The organism is Microcoleus sp. Pol12A5 (assembly GCF_036701435.1).
Lineage (GTDB): Bacteria > Cyanobacteriota > Cyanobacteriia > Cyanobacteriales > Microcoleaceae > Microcoleus.
This window is the reverse complement of record NZ_JAUBQU010000026.1, coordinates 39,638-61,377: the sequence shown is the minus strand read 5'-3', so window position 1 is coordinate 61,377 and position 21,740 is coordinate 39,638. Positions and strand designations below refer to the sequence as shown.

General features: G+C 44.2%; 26 protein-coding genes and 1 tRNA gene. 8 read left to right on the top strand and 19 right to left on the bottom strand.

Features of this window, described 5'->3' with window-relative positions; translation table 11 throughout:
* The first annotated feature begins 9 nt into the window (after window positions 1-9).
* Window positions 10-159 (top strand): hypothetical protein, encoded by a 150-nt coding sequence (locus QUA45_RS09860; protein WP_333220491.1) that lies wholly within the window; start codon window positions 10-12, stop codon window positions 157-159.
* A gap of 373 nt (window positions 160-532) precedes the next feature.
* On the opposite strand, the gene QUA45_RS09855 is transcribed toward QUA45_RS09860, so the two are convergent.
* The 11 genes from QUA45_RS09855 to QUA45_RS09805 all read right to left on the bottom strand — a co-directional run bounded on the left by QUA45_RS09855 (window position 533) and on the right by QUA45_RS09805 (window position 7,547).
* Complete coding sequence (locus QUA45_RS09855) at window positions 533-868, bottom strand: hypothetical protein (RefSeq protein ID WP_333220490.1); 336 nt, start codon at window positions 866-868, stop codon at window positions 533-535.
* 36 nt (window positions 869-904) lie between these two features.
* Window positions 905-1,933: a hypothetical protein gene (locus tag QUA45_RS09850; RefSeq protein ID WP_333220488.1), complete on the bottom strand. Its 1,029-nt coding sequence runs from the start codon at window positions 1,931-1,933 to the stop codon at window positions 905-907.
* Window positions 1,930-2,595: a hypothetical protein gene (locus tag QUA45_RS09845; protein ID WP_333220486.1), complete on the bottom strand. Its 666-nt coding sequence runs from the start codon at window positions 2,593-2,595 to the stop codon at window positions 1,930-1,932. Before QUA45_RS09845 ends, QUA45_RS09850 begins: the two co-directional genes overlap by 4 nt.
* A gap of 40 nt (window positions 2,596-2,635) precedes the next feature.
* Window positions 2,636-3,169 carry a hypothetical protein gene (locus QUA45_RS09840; RefSeq protein WP_333220484.1) on the bottom strand — a complete coding sequence of 178 codons (534 nt, stop codon included), beginning with the start codon at window positions 3,167-3,169 and terminating at the stop codon, window positions 2,636-2,638.
* 2 nt (window positions 3,170-3,171) lie between these two features.
* Window positions 3,172-4,344 (bottom strand): replication initiation factor domain-containing protein, encoded by a 1,173-nt coding sequence (locus tag QUA45_RS09835; RefSeq protein WP_333220483.1) that lies wholly within the window; start codon window positions 4,342-4,344, stop codon window positions 3,172-3,174.
* 70 nt (window positions 4,345-4,414) lie between these two features.
* Window positions 4,415-5,551, bottom strand: coding sequence for a hypothetical protein (locus QUA45_RS09830; RefSeq protein WP_333220481.1), 1,137 nt, complete (start codon window positions 5,549-5,551; stop codon window positions 4,415-4,417).
* Between the two features lie 125 nt (window positions 5,552-5,676).
* On the bottom strand, window positions 5,677-6,063 hold the full coding sequence (locus QUA45_RS09825; protein ID WP_333220479.1) for a hypothetical protein: 387 nt from the start codon (window positions 6,061-6,063) through the stop codon (window positions 5,677-5,679).
* A gap of 116 nt (window positions 6,064-6,179) precedes the next feature.
* Window positions 6,180-6,377 (bottom strand): hypothetical protein, encoded by a 198-nt coding sequence (locus tag QUA45_RS09820; protein WP_333220477.1) that lies wholly within the window; start codon window positions 6,375-6,377, stop codon window positions 6,180-6,182.
* A gap of 2 nt (window positions 6,378-6,379) precedes the next feature.
* Window positions 6,380-6,661 carry a hypothetical protein gene (locus QUA45_RS09815; RefSeq protein WP_333220475.1) on the bottom strand — a complete coding sequence of 94 codons (282 nt, stop codon included), beginning with the start codon at window positions 6,659-6,661 and terminating at the stop codon, window positions 6,380-6,382.
* Window positions 6,662-6,780: 119 nt separating this feature from the next.
* The gene (locus tag QUA45_RS09810) at window positions 6,781-7,362 is read right to left on the bottom strand and encodes a hypothetical protein (protein ID WP_333220473.1); all 582 of its coding nucleotides are present in this window, start codon (window positions 7,360-7,362) and stop codon (window positions 6,781-6,783) included.
* Window positions 7,362-7,547, bottom strand: coding sequence for a hypothetical protein (locus tag QUA45_RS09805; protein WP_333220472.1), 186 nt, complete (start codon window positions 7,545-7,547; stop codon window positions 7,362-7,364). The genes QUA45_RS09810 and QUA45_RS09805 overlap by 1 nt, the downstream gene beginning before the upstream one ends.
* 136 nt (window positions 7,548-7,683) lie before the next feature.
* Here QUA45_RS09805 and QUA45_RS09800 point away from each other — a divergent pair, with 136 nt between their 5' ends.
* Together QUA45_RS09800 and QUA45_RS09795 are read left to right on the top strand one after the other, a co-directional pair.
* A complete protein-coding gene (locus QUA45_RS09800; RefSeq protein ID WP_333220470.1) occupies window positions 7,684-7,950 on the top strand; it encodes a hypothetical protein in 267 nt (88 codons plus the stop codon).
* Window positions 7,947-8,591: a TraX family protein gene (locus QUA45_RS09795; protein ID WP_333220468.1), complete on the top strand. Its 645-nt coding sequence runs from the start codon at window positions 7,947-7,949 to the stop codon at window positions 8,589-8,591. Before QUA45_RS09800 ends, QUA45_RS09795 begins: the two co-directional genes overlap by 4 nt.
* A gap of 85 nt (window positions 8,592-8,676) precedes the next feature.
* On the opposite strand, the gene QUA45_RS09790 is transcribed toward QUA45_RS09795, so the two are convergent.
* The 3 genes from QUA45_RS09790 to radA all read right to left on the bottom strand — a co-directional run bounded on the left by QUA45_RS09790 (window position 8,677) and on the right by radA (window position 10,810).
* Window positions 8,677-8,862 carry a hypothetical protein gene (locus QUA45_RS09790; protein ID WP_333220466.1) on the bottom strand — a complete coding sequence of 62 codons (186 nt, stop codon included), beginning with the start codon at window positions 8,860-8,862 and terminating at the stop codon, window positions 8,677-8,679.
* Between the two features lie 137 nt (window positions 8,863-8,999).
* Complete coding sequence (locus QUA45_RS09785; protein WP_333220464.1) at window positions 9,000-9,170, bottom strand: DUF2281 domain-containing protein; 171 nt, start codon at window positions 9,168-9,170, stop codon at window positions 9,000-9,002.
* Between the two features lie 104 nt (window positions 9,171-9,274).
* The gene (gene radA, locus QUA45_RS09780; protein ID WP_333094375.1) at window positions 9,275-10,810 is read right to left on the bottom strand and encodes a DNA repair protein RadA; all 1,536 of its coding nucleotides are present in this window, start codon (window positions 10,808-10,810) and stop codon (window positions 9,275-9,277) included.
* Window positions 10,811-10,974: 164 nt separating this feature from the next.
* On the opposite strand from radA, the gene rpaB reads away from it, so the two are divergent.
* Both rpaB and QUA45_RS09770 read left to right on the top strand, forming a co-directional pair.
* A complete protein-coding gene (rpaB, locus tag QUA45_RS09775; protein WP_071587789.1) occupies window positions 10,975-11,706 on the top strand; it encodes a response regulator transcription factor RpaB in 732 nt (243 codons plus the stop codon).
* Window positions 11,707-11,789: 83 nt separating this feature from the next.
* Window positions 11,790-12,431: a cofactor assembly of complex C subunit B gene (locus tag QUA45_RS09770; RefSeq protein ID WP_333094377.1), complete on the top strand. Its 642-nt coding sequence runs from the start codon at window positions 11,790-11,792 to the stop codon at window positions 12,429-12,431.
* A gap of 151 nt (window positions 12,432-12,582) precedes the next feature.
* Here QUA45_RS09770 and QUA45_RS09765 read toward each other — a convergent pair whose 3' ends face one another.
* Window positions 12,583-13,161 carry a transposase gene (locus QUA45_RS09765; protein WP_333094378.1) on the bottom strand — a complete coding sequence of 193 codons (579 nt, stop codon included), beginning with the start codon at window positions 13,159-13,161 and terminating at the stop codon, window positions 12,583-12,585.
* A 36-nt stretch (window positions 13,162-13,197) separates the two neighbouring features.
* The gene (locus QUA45_RS09760; RefSeq protein WP_333220513.1) at window positions 13,198-13,497 is read right to left on the bottom strand and encodes an IS110 family transposase; all 300 of its coding nucleotides are present in this window, start codon (window positions 13,495-13,497) and stop codon (window positions 13,198-13,200) included.
* 520 nt (window positions 13,498-14,017) lie between these two features.
* On the opposite strand from QUA45_RS09760, the gene QUA45_RS29150 reads away from it, so the two are divergent.
* Complete coding sequence (locus QUA45_RS29150) at window positions 14,018-14,209, top strand: DUF2809 domain-containing protein (RefSeq protein ID WP_445304906.1); 192 nt, start codon at window positions 14,018-14,020, stop codon at window positions 14,207-14,209.
* 122 nt (window positions 14,210-14,331) lie between these two features.
* On the opposite strand, the gene QUA45_RS09755 is transcribed toward QUA45_RS29150, so the two are convergent.
* Entirely contained in the window at window positions 14,332-15,444 is a 1,113-nt protein-coding gene (locus QUA45_RS09755) for an N-acetylmuramoyl-L-alanine amidase-like domain-containing protein (protein WP_333220462.1), read from the bottom strand.
* A 179-nt stretch (window positions 15,445-15,623) separates the two neighbouring features.
* Between QUA45_RS09755 and QUA45_RS09750 the strand changes: the two genes are divergently transcribed.
* A complete protein-coding gene (locus QUA45_RS09750; RefSeq protein WP_333220460.1) occupies window positions 15,624-17,126 on the top strand; it encodes a serine hydrolase in 1,503 nt (500 codons plus the stop codon).
* 477 nt (window positions 17,127-17,603) lie between these two features.
* Here the strand turns inward: QUA45_RS09750 and QUA45_RS09745 are convergent.
* Together QUA45_RS09745 and QUA45_RS09740 are read right to left on the bottom strand one after the other, a co-directional pair.
* Window positions 17,604-17,675, bottom strand: a tRNA-Gln gene (locus QUA45_RS09745).
* Window positions 17,676-17,776: 101 nt separating this feature from the next.
* A complete protein-coding gene (locus QUA45_RS09740; RefSeq protein WP_333094381.1) occupies window positions 17,777-20,584 on the bottom strand; it encodes a GAF domain-containing protein in 2,808 nt (935 codons plus the stop codon).
* Between the two features lie 740 nt (window positions 20,585-21,324).
* Here QUA45_RS09740 and QUA45_RS09735 point away from each other — a divergent pair.
* Window positions 21,325-21,711, top strand: a complete 387-nt coding sequence (locus QUA45_RS09735) for a response regulator (RefSeq protein WP_015175702.1) — start codon at window positions 21,325-21,327, stop codon at window positions 21,709-21,711.
* Window positions 21,712-21,740 lie beyond the last annotated feature (29 nt).

Genomic DNA, 21,740 nt, shown 5'->3' with positions numbered 1-21,740 from the left:
AGACCCATCATGCTAGCCGTCCCTACAACAAACTCTACAGTAGCAGCTAGTGACGACGCTGGTAAAACTTCAGAGCGCAAGCCAAGCACCGAGCTTGATAGCGGTAAAAATCGCGTTCGCGTTTTAGCCGCGCAATCCGTTGAAACAAAACACGAATAAAATATTGTCTCTTCATACAAAATATAAAACTAAATCAGAGATATTATCACCTCTAGTGACTTTATGTCAACTTCTTTTAGTTATACCGGGTATTACTCACCCCGGTTGGCCTGCGGCGCCCTAAATCTTCACCGGCGCGGCCGGGAGGGCGGGCCATAACCCGGCTCCCCCCCCGGCCCACGTTTTCAAGCGATCGGTTTATCACTTAGGTGATTTTTTATAGGATATTTCTACAATTCGTTTACAAGCCTCATCAGCGGTATAGGTAGGTAAGTTATCTATTTCTAGAAATAAAGATTTCAATATACGAACTAGTTTACGTTTATAAACAGCTTGTTTTTTCATAAAGCTTGTTTTTTCATAAAAATTTAAATCAATAAATCGTAAAATTACTAATTAAACTATCAGCTTGTGATTCAGCCTGATTTAATAAATCAACAATTGAAGCAAGCTTAAACAATACAACTGAATTTTTCTCATCCTCTACAATAGACCGAAGTTTTTTGACTAAAAACTTTTCTTGACACAATTGACCTTTTAATTCAACATTCTCACGAATTAATTTATTACGTTGGTCACACAAACTCTCATTCTCTGTTTTCAAAACCTCAATCAACTTAAATAATTTTGGTTTACCTTCTACTTCTGTTAGAAGGAAAGAAACAGAATTTTCCAAATCTTCAAGTCTTTGCTCAATATCAATATCCATACAAAATTCTAATTACTACACTACATACTATTATATCTAATTTTGGCCATCTTTCAAGCCCCGCATACCAGCCCACCACAATGAAGTCGGAACGCCGCTAGAATCAAACAACTCGTAATTTGAATCATAATCAGCATCAATCTGCTTAACAAACCACGCAGTCTGCTGGATGTTACCCCACTCGGTAAATCGCACCGCACCGTACTTTACAGACTCACGGTGGATTATATAGCTACCATGCAAAACAACAGCGCGACGAAGCGGACGGGGAATTAAACGTTCAATTTTATAGAAAAGGCGATCGGCAGCGCTGCGACCTCGAATCCGACGCTTCCAAATTTGGTCATAACTTGAAAATTCACTTACACCCCAAGGATAACTATGAGTTTTAGAAAACTGAGACAGCTTCTCTAGAATCCAATAATTCTTGAACCAAAACGCATCAGCCCACTGCAAGTGAATCTGCAATCCAATTTCAAATTTAAGTTGAGGATGTTGAGAGCGCAGCACTAAAATCCATTCAGAAAACTTGTCAAAAACTTGAGGGCGATCGAAAGAGCTAAAAGGCTCACTAATAATTACAGTCGAGCCAGAAGGCAAGCTATCTAAATATACCTTAAGTTTAAAAACTTCGTACTCTGGATTGTTAAAAATCATGTACTGATTCGTGAACCAATCATCAAGAGTAAATAGTGAAAATTGTTTAATTCTTGAATCTAAAAACTTAATTCTATGAGCAACACAATCATATTCCTCACACCAACGCATTAAACGAGGAGAATCATGGCGAGTAAAATCTGCTCTTAATTGATATTCAATTACGAAATAACTAAAATTATTTTCAATATTTGCCCAAGATTGTCTAATATGTCGATTAGGTGCCAATTTATCAAACAATCGAATAGAATCAACAACTGTTCCCAATTTTAAAGGCATTTTAAAAGACTCAACAGGTTTAGACAACCAAAATTCAATTACCAAAGTATAAACAGTCAATCCCAAAACAAACCCAAAAATATTAATAATCAAACCAAGCTTCAAACCATTAAAAAACAATTTAATCATTTTACTTTATTAGTCCAACCAGGACGCCAACCACGACAATCTACATCAGTAAATTCAGCATTCCAATAGCCTTTATCCCAGCCCTTAGAGCTTTCTAAATCCTTCCATTCATCATCATTTAATTGTTTAAAACGATTACCGGCAATAATTTGATGAGGCAAAGCGCGAGACCTTAAAAAAGGCTCAGATATTTTAAAAGGATTGTATTCTATCTTTAGACCATCCACCTCATCATAAGAATATCCAATCAAAAAACATCCCTTAGATTGAGAAGCAAACTCAGAAGGACTAGCCCAAATTGTTTGCAGCCAAACTTTCTTGCCGTTACAATCTGGTGGAGTACAAGGTACGGGTTCAAAACCTACATCACCATCTCCCCAGCAATCTGAATCAATAGCACCAGTACCGCCACAAGCATCCCAAGCAGCCTGCCATTTAATCCAATTTCTCTGAGAAATCTCATAAACCTGAGCATAATAATTATCGCATTCCTCCTGAGAAGCAGGATTAATAATCCCCGCGATAGTAATAAGAACTGCAACAATAGGCCACAGCGTAGCCCCAATCGAACCAAGAGTAAACCCCACCAAATAAGCAGCCGATCGCGCACTCAACATCGAAGCCGAAACCACAACCAGGGGCGCAACTTCTGCAATCAACAATCTCAATCCACCAGCTAATTTTGCAAAGCGAAGCAGCATATCACCTCCTACTGGCTAACCGCCAAGCTTTAACCAAACCGGCAATGAGCATGACAGGTAATCCAGTGCTGTACATCACCACCGCAGCGTAGCGCATAATCGGCGAATTCACAGAATCGATCGCAGCTATCATCAAAGCAGGAATTCGTATCGAATCAGGAGAACTTGGCATTAAATGCAAAACTTTATCCGACAAAGCAAGCCCACCGCTTTTATTGAGCAAACAATCGTATTGCTCAATTTCTTCAGCAGTCAGCGGTCGCCGCCAAGTATTGGCCAGCCAAAACGCATCGGGGTTAGCCTGTGACTGACTGCCACTAGAACTAACCAACTCCAGAGGCTTATCCTCAGCGCGTATATCGCGAGTGTAAAATGCCTGACAAAGCCCAGTCAAATCAGTTCCAGGAGGAACATTACCCATTCCGTAGGCAGTGGAAATCATCTCAGATGTATTAGTTTGAATCATCTGAAACGTACACCAAGTATATGTTGGTGGAGGAGGCGCAGTGGCAATGTACAAAGGAAAGAAGAACATAATTAGTCACTAAATATAAACTTTATGCCCAAACCCATAATTACAAATGGCTTGAGAGCGTTGACTATCATGCCGGGGAGGCAAATACTCTGAAATTCAACTCCAGCATTAATTTGAAAACAGCCGTCACCGATGTTATCAAAGTAAGCTTGCTCAGCAGCAGTAGGGTTAACTATGTCGATCGGAAATTTCTGGCTCATCTGAAATGAAAGAGGCACTGGCGCAGGACAAGTCAAACCAGAAGCGATCGCCCCAGGAGTCTGAGCCAAAACCAAAAACACTCCCAGGGCAGTGACACCCAAAAACTTGGCGTTATGAAGAATAGACCTATGGCGAGGCTTCATCCGAAGTTTGCCAGCCGCCAACATCGATCGCATAAATTTGTCAAAGCGCTCTGACCCCATAAATTCCTCAACCATCGCCAAAGTGGCACAATGTTTCTCAATAAAAGCGATAGACCGCTCAATATCCAAGTGAAGCGAGGGCGCGGGAACGGATATGGGACCGTATTTATAATCGTTAAAAAATTCTATATCCTCGCGCTGTCGGGAAAAATTAATTTGACCGCAAACCACACCGTTTAAAAATTTAGGCAATTCCTCAACAGGACAAGCGACCATCTCCTGCATAATCCATTCAGCACGAGAACGCTTGAATTCAATCTCAAGACGATCGTAATCAATTCCATCAATGTTTTTATCGTAAATCCTCACAAATCGCTCTGACTCGCGAGAACCCAAATATACTGTAGTGCCAGGTCGATTATTACCACAATTGGAAACACGTTTGACGGCGCGATATCCAACAAGCAAATTGTCAGCTAAAAATACCTCCCAATAGCGACGCGACAACCGAGGAGTTTGAACGGGAAAATCGAGAGCAATGTCAATTCTATTACCAATAAACTCTTCCTCAAACTGACAAAAAGCCAAAAGAGCTGCAACCTTATCAAAGGTAACTCCTGAAAGAGTAGACCCATTAAGGTCAACAAAATGCTTATAAGGTTCGTGACTTCCAGAAGCCGGATAGCGAGTACCTATCAAACTACCTTGAAATTCATGAACTTCGTGCCAAACTTTATTTAAAGCAAGAATGTTAGTATCGCGAACATCCTGCAATTGTTGCTGCTTGCGCTCAAATGGTAATCCCAAAGTACGCTGAATTTGTCGAAGCATACTAGGATGATAACTTGAAACCTGAAATCGCAACCAATCAATTCTAATATTCCGAGGTAAATATTTCATATCACTTAAACATTTGAACGGGCAAATAAAACGAACCTGCAAAACAAACAAAAGCTATCAAAGGATTTCTAGGTAGAAACACGTTAATCACAAGCGAACTAATAAAACACAAAATTACTCCTATAAACACCCTCCACATTATTTTATACCCATCTTTAGTCTGTTTATCTAATTTATCCCAAATTAAACACTCCTTAGTAATTCGCAAATCAAGTTTTTTCAATCCAGGATAACTGGCAGCAGGAAGCATATTCCACAAAGGAATCAGTTTTTTTTGAAAAATATGAGGCCCTGGAAAAGGAATATCACCCTGCAACTTCCAAGCAACGAAAGGATAATTATTGCTGGCTTCATAAATGCGCTTTTTGTTAAATCTATCAGCTTTATAATATTGGTCTAGCTTCTCTTCAATCTCGTCAAAACTATGGTCTTCATCAAGCAAATCCTGTGCGGAAAGTTCAACCGAACAAGCCAAATCTATAATATAAGGCTGATAACCAAAAGTCTTGTCAAGCGAAACCTTATCATCCTGTTTTTCCAGCAAACCAAAACTGTCATAAATTTGAAAAGTCAAATTATCCAAAGCGCTAATAATTCCCTTCCAGTGCTTCGTAGCCAAAACCCAAACTTTAATGGGGTTTTTGCGAACTTTCGGGTCCCTAAACCACACCTCAAACTCGCTGGGCATGAATAAATGACAGTCTTTAAAAAGCAAACGCTCGTTGCCCAGCTCTTCGCTCCAAATAGTAGTACCTTCGGCATATAAAATCTCCGAACAAATTTGGTGAAGCGATGAATGCACTTGAGTAGGATATTGTGCCGCGTAAACAATATGCTGGCACATTTTACGGTTGTTATCTACTGCGTTAAACGCTTCAGCCGGCAGAGTCCAAGACTGCGCGCTGGGAGCGTACAAACCCATCTCATCGAGCAAAATTACAGCCCTGCGAATCTGCAAAAACTGAGCAAAGTTTTTGTTGCTAGAAACATAATAAATAATACCTTTGGGTATATTTTGCCAAAGCCATTTTAAATTATTAATTTTGCAGTAATAAGCAAGAGGTAAAGGGTCGAGGTTAAAATTAGTCACAAGCCGAAGTTTGTATTTTTCAGCTATCCGCAGTCCGTGCTGCAGCATCAAAAGACTCTTTCCCCGCCCGGGAAGTCCGTAAATAGCAGTAAACGGCAAAGCAAACTCCTTTAAATTAAAAGGCGATCGCCAAACACAACGACCGCCTCATCAAAATAGTTACGCTCCGAAATCTAGACGCGGCTCAAAACCATATTTAGAACGCGGAGCGTAACCATAAAGCCCATGGGAGCCAGAGCTACCCCAAAAGCCGCCAATCCAATACCGTCGATGGCTTGAATCATCATGTTGATGGCATTGGTCACGCCATCAGCAATACTTTGTGCAGCGGCAGCAGCAGCATCACCGCCTGCGCCGCCAGTAGTAGCAAAAGCACCGCCAGCAGTCAAAACAGCCCCCCCAACAGCTAAAGCGGCACCAGAAACAGCCACAGACTGAGCTGATTTACTTTGCTCAACTTTCCAAAAAAGCTCGTTAAGTTTGCGAACTTGCTCAGAATCAATAGATGAAAAAATCTCATCTGCAACCTCATCCCGCACTCGGTCTTGTACTTGAACCATGTTTGCTACCTAAAAAAGACTAATGAATTGAAAAAACCAGGGATTAACCACCAATACCGCAACCCTGAAACGGTATCTCGCAGCAGCATCAACTACTGAATCAATAAACTTTTTCATCAATCAATAAACCTCTTAGCTAACACAATAAACGCATGGGTAGAAGTAGCAGCTAAAGCAGCTTTCATTGCCCAGTCCATGGAAAACTCAATCACAGGCTTGATATCTTCTTTGACAAAATTCATCGCCTCAGCAGCACTGCCTGCAATGCTGGGAGCAGCCATCAAGTAAACGGAAAGAAAAGCAGCGCTCCACATAGTTAAGACCTCATTCTTATAGCTATGCCAAAAGCGCAGGCAATCGCCATACTGCCAAAGTGATCGGCGATAAAATCTTGAGTGCTCAATTTCATATTTTCGGCAAATTGTTCAGGGGAACCCAAAACAGTCGATATTCTCTCCACTGCCTGAGCTCCAGTAATCCGATCGCCTGCTACTGCAAAGCTGAAAGTATCGCCCAAAAACCAAAAACCACAACCGAGAACAATAGAAAGTGCGGCCAAACGGCGAGAATGACAACCATTAAATCGATAGGCATTCATTGGCACCTCAATCAATAAACAGCCGAACTATACGAAGAATCAGGGCAAGGCAAAAAAATTGAGTCAGTAAAATGAAAAGATTAGACCAAATGAACTGAACAATAAGTGATATCAAATCATCATTGCTGTACGTGGTCAGGAGTATCATCCAATTCCTCCTCCTCATCGCCGTCACGAGAAACTTTGATTTTCGACCACTGAGTTTTAGTGATGTTAAATAATGCGAAATAATCCTTGAAAACATCGCTGGGAGTAGCGCCTACTGCCTTAATCCACCCATCCCAGTAAGGAGTAGGATTATTCCCATTGCCAACCGCAGCAGGCTTAAGAGCCAAAACAAAACTGTAATATTCTCCCTCAATTAATTTACTAATATTGAGTGAAGGAGTAACACCAACTTTACAGTTGTAGGGGTTAGCAACCTCTGACATCACCATATCAAGGGGAGTCTCGACAGAAGTTGAACCGTTATATTTTGTCAGGGGCATCTGACCAGTCTGCAAATATGGCAAAAACAGAAAAGCTTTGTTATTGCCAGAAGAATTCAACTCCGAACCTCCCCAGCGGGCCCAACACAAAATCACGGGATAGCCCGGGACATTAGTTGTTTTCATTCCCTGACGAGCATTCGTTTCAGGGCCAGTGTCTCCAACCCTAAGAATGCTGGAAATTAACTCGCGACCTTCTTTAGTTACAGCCATTATCTAGAATTCTCCTTGTAGCGCCGCCACATTTTGTCACGCCAAGATTCTGAAGGAACAGGGGATGGGGTAACAGTGGGTTTGGGCGGGGGAGTATAAATAGGCTGTGGTTGAGGAGTCGCAACCGGTGGGGGTGGCGGCATTGTCGTAGTTGCGATCGAAACCGCTAAAATCAGTTCAATCATTTTGTTGCCCAATCAATAAATCCATCTTCGGAGGGATAGATGGTCAACACAACGGTAATCACACTTATCTTTTTGGAAACCCATTGCTTTAAATAAAAGTATTTACTAATATCTAAGTAATGAATTGAGAAAGCTTATGAGTAGAGTTGATGCATTTGTATTAGCAGTATTATCTCGAAAAAATAAACTATCTCTATCACAAATTGTGGAAGAGGTAAGAGAAATCAATTTAACTAAGCCGCCGTCACGAATTGGAATTTACAAAAGATTAAATAATGTATTAGGAAATCAAAATTTAGTGAAATTCGAGTGGAAGCAAGGAGAGAAAGTCTACATAATTTCTGAAGAAGGTCGCGAAGTAATTAGTGAATTTATCAATCAATTAATAGGAATTTCAGCATGAGTCAAAATCAAATCAAATGGTTAGCAACGTTATTAATGGTAATTGACCACGTAGGTTTTTTGCTAGAAATGGAGCCAATAAGAATTATTGGACGCTTAAGTTTTCCGCTGTTTGCTTGGATATTGGCTCAAAACTGGAAACGACGAGAACCAAATAGTAGCGCTAAACCTTTAATCACGAGATTGCTGTTGTTTGGAATAATCAGTCAAATTCCATACATAATACTATTCAATAAATTAGATTTTAATATATTGATTAGCTTCGCACTGGTTGTAATAACATTTACACAAATTCACAAAGCTCAAACAAATAGAAAACTCATAATAATGATACTGGGATTAACAGCAGCTCAGTTGTGGGGAGTAAATTATGGATGGTACGCAGTAGCTTGCCCGCTGCTAATGATTAACCTCAAAGGCAAAGGCGATCGAATGTGGTGGATTAGTTGGTGTCTAATAAACGGAGTGTACGCAATAACATCAGGTTACTTACTTCAGATATTTGCAATCTTAACGCCACTGATATTGGCTTACCACGACCCAAATAAAGAACGAAAACCAAGTGCGATCGAGAAAAGATTTTTTTACTACTTCTACCCAATCCACCTAGCAGGGCTAGCAGCGCTAAGAACTATTCTATAAATATAAAGGAAGGCTCAAGAATCGAACTTGAGAGGAGCTTAAGCTGCTGGACTTCATGGGTTCGCATGACAGAGCCTAACCTGGGCTATCGCCAAATCCTTCCATCAACATTATACCGCTGGGGATTCTTCATAGCATAAACTTTTCCCTGCCACTCAGCATTGAAGGAAAAGTTACGCCTAAATCCGGTTCTGCCCAATTGAGCCGGAAAAGTTGTGCCACTTTCTACAGTAGCAATTAATTCGGCCTCAGTTGCACCTCGCTCAATCAATCGTGCTTGAGCATGGGAGGTAATCTAACGCTCACGTTGCGATTACCTCCTTTTTGCCTCTTTATTTTTAAACTAACTTAATTCACCACACCCGCACATAAGCATCAAAATAAAGGCATGAGTGTCCAACAACAACCTCATGACCTGTACTCCTTAAACTCTTCTAGAGGTTCGTCAAAATCATCGGATATCCCAACCATTCCTTTAGAACTTCCTGTTTTCCGATTTGGTTTAGCTTGTTTGGGAATTACTACCAATTTTACAACAGGCTGGTTATCTTGAGTAATCGCCACTTCTTCGCCTCTCATAGCCGCTGGGATTAATTCCAGAAGCTGTTCTTTGGTCTCAACAATGTCTACTTGATCATAATTCGTGCCTCCTTACTATCAATTTATAACATCACCATTCTCACTCAATTAAACAAATCCTCTTCCTCCAAATCAACAGACTGTAACTGAGCGGGAGTAGCGGGAATCGCTGCAATAATTGCATCGATTACCTTAGCCACCGGAATAATCTCCATTCCTAACTCTGGCACCGGTTGATTCTTAGGAATAATCGCCCTTTTGAAACCCAATTTCGCCGCTTCCCTCAGCCGCAATTCTAATTGGGAAACCGGCCGCACCTGTCCTCCCAAACCAACTTCCCCAAGCAAAACAGTGCGCGCATCAACCACCCGATCGCGAAAACTGGCCACAACGGCGATCGCAACTGCCAAATCCGCCGCCGGTTCATCCACCTTCAACCCGCCCACCGTCGCCAAAATCACATCTAACTTAGATAAAGGAATCCCCACCCTTTTCTCCAAAACAGCTAAAATTTGCTGCAATCTAGCATTGTCCACACCAGTAGTAGTGCGGCGCGGCGAACCGAAACTTGCAGGGCTGACTAACGCCTGAATCTCCACTAAAATCGGTCGAGTTCCTTCGCAAGTAACCGTCGTCGAAGTACCTGGAGAAAATTCATCTCTATTCCCTAAAAATAACTCCGACGGATTATCTACTTCTCGCAAACCGTTGGCTACCATTTCAAAAACACCGATTTCGTGAGTCGCGCCAAAACGGTTTTTCATCGATCGCAAAAGTCGATGAGAAGCAAAGCGATCGCCCTCAAAATACAGTACAGTATCTACCAAGTGTTCCAAAACCCTCGGCCCCGCCAAAGCTCCATCTTTCGTAACGTGACCGACAATAAATAAAGTAATATTTTCCCTTTTCGCAACCTGCATCAAAGCAGACGTACATTCCCGCACCTGAGCCACCGAACCCGGAGCCGATGTTAAACTAGCAAAATAAATAGTTTGGATGCTGTCAATCACCGCCACATTCGGTTTCAACGCTTCCAACTCCCGCAAAACAACCTCTAAATCCGTCTCTGGAAGCAAATAGAAATTCTCCGCTGAATGATCCTCCGAATCCTTTTTAGCTTCCCCGTTACTGCCAGATTTATGCCCGCCGTTGCTTGACAATTCAACCGGATTAGCCACGCCCAAACGCTGCGATCGCAACTTCACCTGCTGGCCGGACTCCTCCGCACTGACATACAGTATCCGATCCTTGCGGGCCAACATATTCGCCACCTGCAACAGCAGCGTCGATTTCCCGATTCCCGGTTCCCCCCCAATCAACACCAGCGAGCCCGGAACAATCCCGCCTCCCAAAACTCGATCGAGCTCCCCGTAACCAGAAGGCCAGCGAGACTGAGTTTGGTCGGAAATCTGCGATAATCTGAAAGATACCCTGGGTTGACCCTTCGACTTATCACGGGGCGAACCGCCCACTGTCTTAGTTGTCACCCCTGTTAAACCAGCCCGCGACACACCAACAGTAGGTTGTTCTAACTGCTCGTCAAAAGAATCCCACTTCTGACAGCTAGGACACCTGCCAAAATATTGTGGTGAATCATACCCGCATTCCCGACAAATATATTGTATTCGAGGCTTAGGCATTGTTTACTATGATAAATAGTCACCCTAACATTTAGAAAAGTCTGAGTTAAAGCAATTATCAAGCTTTCAGACCGATCGCCACACATGATTCAATTTGTGTCTTCTATGATAGGGTACAAAAAAATAACATTATCTGAAATGTAACTTAAGGAGTGCTCGGTAACTTGGAAAACCATAAAGAAAAAATTCTGGTAGTCGATGACGAAGCCAGTATCCGCCGCATTCTGGAGACTCGCCTTTCCATGATTGGCTACGATGTCGTCACCGCTGCTGACGGCGAAGAAGCTCTCGAAACATTTCGCAACACCGAACCCGATTTAGTGGTTTTGGACGTGATGATGCCGAAGCTAGACGGTTACGGCGTCTGTCAGGAGTTGCGTAAAGAGTCCGACGTACCCATCATCATGCTAACTGCTTTGGGAGACGTAGCCGATCGCATCACCGGTTTAGAATTGGGCGCCGACGATTACGTCGTCAAACCTTTCTCTCCCAAAGAACTCGAAGCCCGCATCCGTTCGGTACTGCGGAGGGTTGACAAAAACGGAGCATCGGGAATTCCCAGTTCCGGAGTCATCCACGTCACCAATATTAGGATTGACACCAACAAGCGCCAAGTTTACAAAGGCGACGAACGAATTCGGCTTACGGGCATGGAATTCAGCCTGTTAGAACTGCTTGTCAGCCGTTCTGGAGAGCCTTTTTCGCGATCGGAAATTTTGCAGGAGGTGTGGGGATACACGCCAGAACGCCACGTAGACACCCGCGTAGTGGATGTTCACATCTCGCGACTTAGGGCAAAGTTGGAAGACGACCCCAGCAATCCCGAATTAATTCTCACCGCCCGCGGCACCGGCTATCTCTTCCAGCGAATTGTCGAAATTGGAGAAGTAGGATAAAGTCAGTTGGCAGTTGGCAGTTGGCATTAGTTAAATTACCAACTACCAATTACCAATGACTAATGACTAATGATTGCTGAGTAATGACTAAATCTGATCCCAATAGAGTTTTGCGACAATTGCCCTTAGTTGCAGGAGGATTAGCAGGTACGCTGCTAATGGTCAACCGCTTGCTGACAGAGCAAATCACAGATTCTCAAGCTCGATCGGACGCTTTGGGAGTAATTGTCAGCGCTTTGCTGATTTTAACAGGTTTGCTGTGGCAGCAGGTGCAAGCGCGATCGCCCGATTCCGTAAAACTTATCGGCGAAGAAGGTTTTGAATTTGCGCCGGATTTGCCGGAGGCTGTGAAAATAGAATTAGCCTGGTCGTCGCGTTTGCTGTTGACAAATACCGCCACAAGGTCGATCGTAATTGTCTATCAGGGAAAAGTCCTATTGCGGCGCGGTATTTTAGGCATCAATCCTGAAGTCAAACCGGGGCCGATATTGCAGCGAGTGCTCGACAAAAATAAACCAGTTTATTTAGTAAATCTCAATATTTATCCTGGTAGAATAGAATTTGACTATTTGCCAGAAAATACTCAAGGAGTTATCTGTCAGCCGATCGGCACCCAAGGCGTTTTAATTGTAGGTGCTAACGCACCCCGCAGCTATACAAAACAAGATGAAAACTGGGTTGAAGGCATTGCCGACAAACTAGAAAATACCATCAATCGATTTTAGATTGTAGATGTTAGATTGTGGATTCTAGGTCTGAGATTCTAGATTGTGGGTTTTAAATTGTGGATTTGAGATTGTGGATTGCACAAGGCCAGCCCTCTCAAGGTGCGATCTTCTTAGTTGGTGTAGCCCCCGTAGATACTGTCTAGACAAGTCAAGGGGTAGCAGTCAAATAATTGGGGTCGAAAGGCTTTTGGGACTTTAAAATACCAAAAGCCAAATGCACCAACTTCCGCATCAAAGCACCAATCACCTGCATTTTGACCTTGCCGCGACCCAATAATCGGTCACTCATCGTCTTGAGTAACGGATTGTGACGCATCGCCACTACCGCAGGCAGATACAAAGCCTTCCGTAGTCGGACGTTTCCAGTACAAGACAAACGAGTCTTGCCTTTAACCGAAGTGCCAGAACTGCGTTCACAGGGTGTTAAACCCGCATAAGTCGCTAATTGACGGGCATTGTTGTAATCTGAAACATCACGAATTTCAGCTAACAATACGGAGGCTGTCTGTTGACCAATTCCGGGAATTGAGGTCAAGAGATCGCGCTGTTGCTTTAAATGTGGATGTTGGTCAAAATGGTCGCTAATCAGTTTTTTGATCGGTGGTTGTTGCTGTTTGAGATACTCCCAATGTTCCTGGGTAAGGACAGCAACTGTGGGCGTAGCTGTTTCTAAACGGTTTTGTTCGCTCGTCATCATTTCTGTGACTGATTCGAACCGCCGCAGCAAAGCTTGTAATTCCTTAACTTCAGGTGCGGTTGGTGTCTACTGAGACGGCTTCATAGCTGCACAAAAACGAGCAATTAATGCGGAATCTACGGAGTCTGTTTTAGTTCTCAGAAGTTCGCTTTTGGCAAACCCTTTAATTCGGACCCGATTGACTATGCTCACCTGAAATTCTTCTCCATACAAGAATTCAGCTAAGGCTTCTCCATAAATGCTAGTAGCTTCCATGCCAACATGGAGTTCGACTACATTTTGTTGTTTCAGCCAGTTATGTAAACTTTCAAACCCTTGAATGTTGTTGGTAAACTTTTTTGGTTTAGTCGCACGACCTTCTCTCAGTAATCAGACATGAAAGTCTCTTTTACTGATGTCTATGCCTAAGACTGTTGATGTCATTGTTTGCTCCCGAGTACTCCGATTTATAAAAGAACCGACAGGCAATAGAAGACTAACCTTGTCAATGCAGGCTTTCCCGATAATACCGAGAGCCTAAGATACCGCCTGTGCTTTTTATATGCGCCTGTCATCAGTCATGGGAGCTTATCTACGCAACAGACTTGTGAGTGTCTAAGGGGCGGGCCAACTTCACCAATTTCTGATGTCCGATCACAACACTTTTTACTGTCATGTGTACCTTAAGGAAGAAACTTTAATGGTTTCTTTATCTTTACTCGTGTTACGATTCAATTACAACCGTGTCTGCGATTCGATTACAACCGTGTCTGCGGTTCTATAGCCTGCGATCTACGGTTTGAGCGCCTGACTCTTTTAAGATACAAGGGGCGGGCTGCGCTAACGAGGCAGTTGCGTCATCCCAGGGGTAGGGGATCGGCAATAAACCTAGTTTATTGATAATCTGTTGTTCAAAGAATGGGGAGTTTTCATTTTTAACTCCGTAATTGAATTTAGCCAACTGTGGCATCCTCATTTTTTGCAATGGATTAGGGCTACATTATTCGGGCATTTATTTATCGGTAGCGGCTTTGCTTGCGAGGATTTATCGCCTATATTTTGGGAGGTATTCTGGACTGGGTTTTGGTGGTTTGCCTGAAGCATAAAATCCTGAAAATACACCAAAAATCATAACAGCTTCGCAGTAAGGACTTTAGTCTTTTCTTTTGATAACAGGTTTGTAGTAAGGACTTTAGTCCTTTCTTTTGATAACCTCACATATCATCTTTCTCTAGGATCTATCGGCCTAGCGACTACTATCCCGATCGCACTTTCGACTCTCCTAATATATCTCTGCAAGTCGTAAGCAACTGTCACCTCCCCAGCAGGCGAAGCGTGAATTAGACCGAGGTTCCCGTCAGCATTTCGATAAACTAAACCTGTGTGCGTGACATCCAATCCTTTAACATCCGTGGCTACTGCTACAATATCCCCTGGTTTTAACTGAGAATAAACACTTTTTATCCGATTTGTCGGGATGTAATTAACAGTAGTTTTGGCTAATTCTGCTTCTTGGCTGACTATGCACTGATAAGTTGCTTCATCTTTGACCATTTGCGCGTAACTGCTGCGGTGCTGGCTCATGAAATTTAGTGTTTTATTCATGGGTACTCCACCTAATTCAGCGGTGATATTTTCCACAGTTTGCCGTTTTTGATTGTCGTTAATCCAGTCGGAAAAATAGTGCAGTCTGCTGCAATAACCGTTCATTTTACCGTTTAAATACCGCTGTTCTTCTATGCGATTGACCAAATTTTGATAGTCGTAATCTTGTACTGCTATGCCCCTGGCGATCGCCAAAACGGTTTCTACAAACAAAACGCAATCAAATTTATTCAAAGTTACGATCAACTTTTCTTCGCCGGATTCGTCCAGCAAACCAGCGGCGTAGGGTTTTCCTAGGAAATTATCGGCGATCGCCTGGACGATTTCTCCGATCGAGCGATCGTGCAAATTTTGTTGTTTTGCATACTGTACCACCTTTTCAAAAGGTGCTATGTCTTCAGGCTGTGCAACGGTTTCTCTCTCCGTATTATTTGATTCAGGTCGTCTCGCCAGCACCTTCAGCAATTCGGAATAGGAAATTTCCGCTAAATTGTTGAAGTCCCACAACATACTCGGAAAACTGGAAACAGTTTGCTTGTTTGTTATTTCCAGATTTTTGCTTTTTCCCGTCAAGGAAAACGCTAAATCCGCGCCCTGTCTTGCTGTTTGTCGCTCGACAACATATCCCGTAGCAGATTGAGACTGAAATGCCCAAACATCAGGTATCAAAGAATTATTCACGCCGACGATCGCAAATCCCAAAACAGCCAGACTCAAAAAAATTCTCATGTTTTTCAAAGGATTTTGCTTCAACTCAGTGCTATCCTGAAAATTTTACAATTACTAGAAGTCTCAATCAGCCTAGTAGACCGATAAAATTGGCAACAGCGGACTAGATCGATACACTTGTCATTTAGATGCCGCCCTATTATAAACTGATCGTGCGAGTTTGATAGCACAAAACTGTAATGCAAGTAGAACGCCGACGCCGCCCCATCGGGCCCCAACGCCCAATCGAGTCCCGACGCCAAAGCAGCGAGCGTCCAGTCCAGTCCCGACGCCAAAGCACCGAGCGCCCAGTCCCATCTCGTCGCCCAATCCAGACCCGACGCCCCATAGACCTCTTGCAAAAGTCGCTCTCAATTCTTGAAATTATCTGGGTTCATCTGCGTTCATCTCCCTTGTATCTGCGGTTGACCGATCGAGCTCAGATTCATGCAACAGGTCTAATCCAATCCCGACGCCAAAGCAGCCAGCGCCCAGTCGGACGCCGACGCCAAAGCAGCGAAGGTCCAGTCCAATCCCGTCGCCGAGTGAGGACGAAATTTTCTCGGTTAAAATACCGTAACATCCTGTGCTTAATTGCCGGGGCGATCGTGATCGGTTGGATTGTCACAATACCGTTCAGAATTCGCCGTCCCCCAGAACCGCCAGTCATCTTAGCTCAACAGCCCATCTCGCCTCAAGAAACACTCTCGCCTCCGACAATTGAACCATCGGAAAATTTAGCCGATCGTCAAAGCGAGCCTACCTTTAGCTACAACATCAAAACGCCTCCCAATCCCGTTTACTCTCAAGAATTGCAAGGGATTGTTGATGAATCTGTGAAGATTGCAACCAGTAAAGGACTGCCGGCAGAACGGCTATCAATTACCTTATTTGATGTCAGCAATCCTAAAACTCATACTTTCGCCGGATATCAAAATCAAACTCTCCGATTTCCCGCTAGCGTTGCCAAGTTATTTTGGATGGCAGCCTTTTACTCAGCCATAGAAAAAGGCATTATTAAGCAACGAGAATCTACCTTTAAAAACGACCTAGATCAAATGATTCGCGTCTCCAACAACGATGCTGCCAGCAGGATTTTAGACAAAATCACAGATACAAAATCCGGCGGACGGCTCGCAGGAGAAGAATTGCAAACCTGGCTGAAAAAGCGCACTCAAATTAACACATTTTTCCAGTCTGCAGGCTACAATGATATTCGTATAAGCACCAAAAATTATCCCATATACTATTTGAGGCAAGAAGGTCCTATCGGTCGCGACTTGCAATTGCGGGGCGATGCTTCCCAGCCGATTCGCAATCAAGTAACTACCGACCAAGCCGCCCGATTAATATATGAAATCTATACTAGGCAAGCGGTTTCTAGCGTCGCGAGCCGCAAAATGGCTTACTTGCTAACGAGAGACTTAGACCCCAAGGCGTGGAAAAATGACCCTAGCAATTCGATACAAGGATTTCTCGGCGAATCTTTACCAACTAATATTTATTTTGGTTCCAAGGTAGGCTATACTTCCAAATCCCGCAGCGAAGCGGCATTTGTTAGAACTTTAGACGATCGCGCGATTTATATCTTAGTTGTTTTTGCAGACGATCCGGCTTATGCCAAGGACGAAACAGCATTTCCGGCAATTTCCCGATACGTTTTCGATCGACTAAATGCTCGTGGCCCCAGCACTGTGCAGTGATATGGAGTAGGGCGGGTTGACTGTTGACTGTTGACTGTTAGTCGAAAAGTTGACTGTTGACCGTTAGTCGAAAAACTGAAGGATGGTTGATATCAAATCCGGTAGCATGGGAATTATTCATCTCTGTGTTCTCTTTCTCTGTTTTTTCGGCGTCAAGAGCGGTTTAATCATTCCAATGCAACCCGATTTGATATGAGTGTTGAATGTTGACTCGATTTTACAATTCCGGTGCACTCAGAAGCGATCTTACGCAAAAACAACGGTTTCTACCAAAAAAGGGTACTGACGACCAAAAAAACCAATTTCTTGACCACAAATCTAGGCTTTTAGGTAAAACCCGCCGCAAGAAAGCCGGTTTCTTATATCCTGTGAGCAACTCCTAATTACGTTTGTAGTTATGGAGTATTTTTTATATCGTCTGTCAAGAACTAACTCTAAACTATGAGTTAAATAATTGATTGACATCAAACAATTTAACTGGGGCGAAAGGATTCGAACCTCTGAATGGCGGGACCAAAACCCGCTGCCTTACCACTTGGCGACGCCCCAACGTCTTAACCTTCACTATCTTAACATTCAAACACAGCAATCTGTCAAGCATTTTGACAATAAAATTTAAAAAATCTTTTTGAAACCGATCGCCCGCAGGTTTATTCTTTGAGCGCACGCGGGCGAGCTACCGGGATTTCAATCCTGAAATCCGCTCCCTCTCCTGGTTTGGAGATACAGTTCAAGCTTCCTCCGTGTTTTTCCACCACAATCTGGTAGCTGATAGACAAGCCAAGTCCCGTACCCTTGCCCACAGGTTTAGTGGTAAAGAAAGGGTCAAACAAGTGGCATTTAGCTTTTTCGGCCAATCCGGGCCCGCTGTCTTGAATCCGAATCACCACAACTTGACCGCTTGACTTTCCTGAATCATCAGCCTCCGAGCCTGGGCCCACCACCGCCGTCGAGATTTTAATCGTCTTGGGTGGAGGCTGATTTTCCAAAGAGTCGATCGCATTCGCCAAAATATTCATAAATACTTGGTTTAGCTGCCCGGGATAGCACTCTACCTTCGGCAAGTTGCCGTAGTCTTTAATTACCTCAATTCCCGGTATGATCCCATTTGACTTCAAGCGGCTCTGCAAAATCAGCAGCGTGCTGTCAATCCCTTCGTGAATGTCCACCCGCTTCATCTCGGCTTCGTCGTGCCGTGCAAAGTTCCGCAGAGACAGGACAATTTGGCGGATGCGTTCAGTTCCCATCTCTATTGAAGACAGAATTTTCAGCAAATCCGGCGCTATGAAATCAACATCGATTTCTTCGTTTTTGTCGAGTATTTCGGGGCAAGGCTCGGGGTAGTGCTTTTGATACAAGTGCAGCAAATCCAGCAGATTTTTCATGTACTGCTTGCAATAAGTCAAGTTGCCGTAAATAAAATTAACCGGATTGTTAATTTCGTGGGCGACGCCGGCGACCATTTGACCAAGAGAGGACATTTTTTCGTTTTGGATGAGCTGAGCTTCTTTCTGCTGCAACTGCTGCAAAGTTTCCGTGAGTTGGCGGGCTTGAGTTTGGGCTGCTAAGGCTGCCGCGCGGGTTTGGGCGTAGAGTTCGGCTTGGTCGATCGCGATCGCCAGTTGATCCACCACCGCTTGCAGCAATTCCACTTCGCTCGTCGCCCAGGAACGGTGGCTGCTGTAATGGTTGCAAACTACAGCACCCATTTGACCGGAGCGAGTCTTGAGCGGCAGCAGCAGGTTAGAAACAATCCCCATACGGGTCAAAAAATCTCGCGTGGGCGGTTCTATGCACAGTGCTGTTGCCGCGTCCCCGATCCGGAGGGTTTGGCGGTGGCAAATTTTCTCGGCCAGCAGGGTTACTTGTTCGATCGGGTATTCTGTGAGCCGCTCCTTCAGTTCGGGATTTGCCGCCTCGTGGGTGATTGCAAAGCTTGGCTGCCCGTCTCGCGAGATGGAGTACCACAAAAAGTAGCACTGGTCAACCTGCAACAAGCTGCGAATTTCGTTGACAGCCGTATCTAAAATTTTGTCGAGGTCGAGGGAATTTCGCATCTGGCTGGCGAGGCCGAACAGCAAGCCTTCCCGGCGGCTCAACAATTCTTCTCGGGCCGTGATGCGATCGATCGCCACGGCGATGGCGTTAGCCATGCAGCTCAGAACTTCTAGCGCTCCCTCACTTACCAAAGCGCTACTGCACAGAGCCATCACTCCCACCAGTCGCTCCTCCACTATCAGCGGATAGGCAATGGCGCAGAGAGACGGGTTCGACATTAGGCATACAGGAGCCGTTTGGAGTTTTCCCGGTTCTGCTCGCACCCAATCTTCTATTTCCCGTTGCCACCCTTCGGTGCTGAGTCCTGAATCGGCCTGCAATTCTAACTGCTCTGTCTGCGGGTTGAACGTCCAGATACTCGCCTCTTTGGCGTCGAGGTAATCTACCATTGCCTCGGTGCAGCGGTTGAGGATGGGCGATATTTTCCCACCTTGTCCGAGGGCGGCACCGACTTTAGCTTGCAGAGCTCCCAAGCGCAATCGCTCTTCTAGCGACGCGGCCGTTAGTTGACCGGAGGTGTCCCGCGGGCCGGCATCAATTTCTCCGATTTGTTTGGTATCGTCTGCACGCCCGATGCTCGCTGAAGTTTCCCACAAATATTGAGATTTGCCTGTTTCATCGAGCGTCGGGAGCTTTTTTGTTGCGTATATTCTCATGCTGCTCTGTGGCGTATGTACCGCACACAAGCTGGAGGGGTTCGAGTCACGACGAACTAACTCCGAGACTTGCTGGCTGTCCGAGCTAATATCTTCTACCTCTGGCAACTGTTTTTGAGCTTTGACTAATTGCCAGCGCAACTCCACCAAACTCGCAACTTGCCGGCTCAAAGCTTGTAGAGATTCTATCGTTTCTTTTGTCAAGTCTCGCGGCACCGAGTCCATGACGGATAGCACTCCCAGCACCTGGCCATCAGAGCTGACAACTGGGATGCCGGCGTAAAATTTCACGAAGGGGTAGAAAACGATCAGCGGGTGTTCGCCAAATCTCACATCTGTGGAAGCGTCTCGGACAATGGCGGCGGGCAGTTCTTTAAAGGAATTTATAGGGAGTTCAACCGCCAATTCGGGAGCAACTGGCGGTTGTTGCAGGGAAATTGCCCGGTCAAATTCCGAGTTTGAGTTTGATCTCTGGGCGAACTCTTCGGGAGTTTGGTTCAGGGCGCGATCGCAAAAATTCAGGTAACGGTGGGCCAAAGTTCGATCGATACCTAACTGCGACTTCAACCAGTGGCGATTACCGTCAATCAAGCTCAAGAAAGCAATAGGAGTTCGGCTGATTTGAGCTGCCAAACCTACCAAATTGTCTAAGCAAGCGTCTGGAGCAGAGCCTAGAAGTTGATACAAGTCAATGTTATGGAGCTTGAACACTTTTTTACCAAGAGGCAAGGGTGCTTTCATCATATGTAACTGCCCGTCTAGTTGCTGGCAACCGCCCTTCTCAATACTTCCCTTGAAAAACAAGCTATGAATTCTGTGCTGGGAGACTCTGGGCGCAAATTCGGCGCAGGTTGCTTGCGCCGAATTCAGACTAACCTCTTGACTGATCGGGAAACTTTTGAGTTATCGGAGTTAGAGCACCCCAAATCTTAGACTATATAAATTATACTTCCAGTTGACTATGCTTTTGAATACCTCCGGCTCTCTAAATTTAAGAGCCTCTGTTGGGAGGAAGCCGCTTTCCAAAATATATGACTATTGCTTACCTATAATTTTTTTATCAGTTTAATTGTATTTTAACAGACTTGTCTAATCGTGGGTAGCTGGCTTGCTGGTAGATTTAAATCAGGGGTTTGTGCAACAATACCAGTGTCCTTTACCGAGCTGTGCCTTAGCCGGGAGTTCAACTACTGTTAGGAGATGAATTACAAAAGATTGGTAAGATGTTAAACTTTGTAACAATAGTTGTTCAAACTCGACCTTTAGGGTTTCTGGGCCCGGATGCACATTTGGCAACTGTTGTAATTGCCGATCGACCACTCTCCCAATTCCTTTTTTCGAGTTTGAGGTAAAAAAACAGGGGTAATGTTTCAACTAACGCTCCAACGGGGTTGACAATTATTGTATAGAGGCAACCCTCAAAAAATAAATGCAGGAAGTATGTTTTGTATTTTCAAGAACTATAAATAAACAGGGAGAAGAATATGTCTGCAAGTAGCAGTCAAGTACCAACTATTTTGGCAGTTGATGATAGTGTCGTGATGCAAGGACTTGTTAAACAGGCCTTAAGCAAAGAGTTTCGAGTTCTCGTAACCGACAATGCAGTGGATGCTTTGTCAACTATTTATCACGAACAAATTTCTGTTTTGTTGCTGGATGTTTCGATGCCGGGTATTGACGGATTGGAACTCTGCCGCACGGTGCGGAGCTTGCCTCAGTTTCAGAATTTGCCGATCGTAATGCTGACAGCGCGAGATGGAGCTTTTGATAAGGTACAGGGGCGTTTGGCGGGAGCAACAGAGTATTTAACTAAGCCGTTTGATGCTGATAAGTTGCGCGAGGTAATTGGTAAGTTTATCAAAATCAAATAAGCGGACTTAGAAAAAAATTAGTTTTGAGT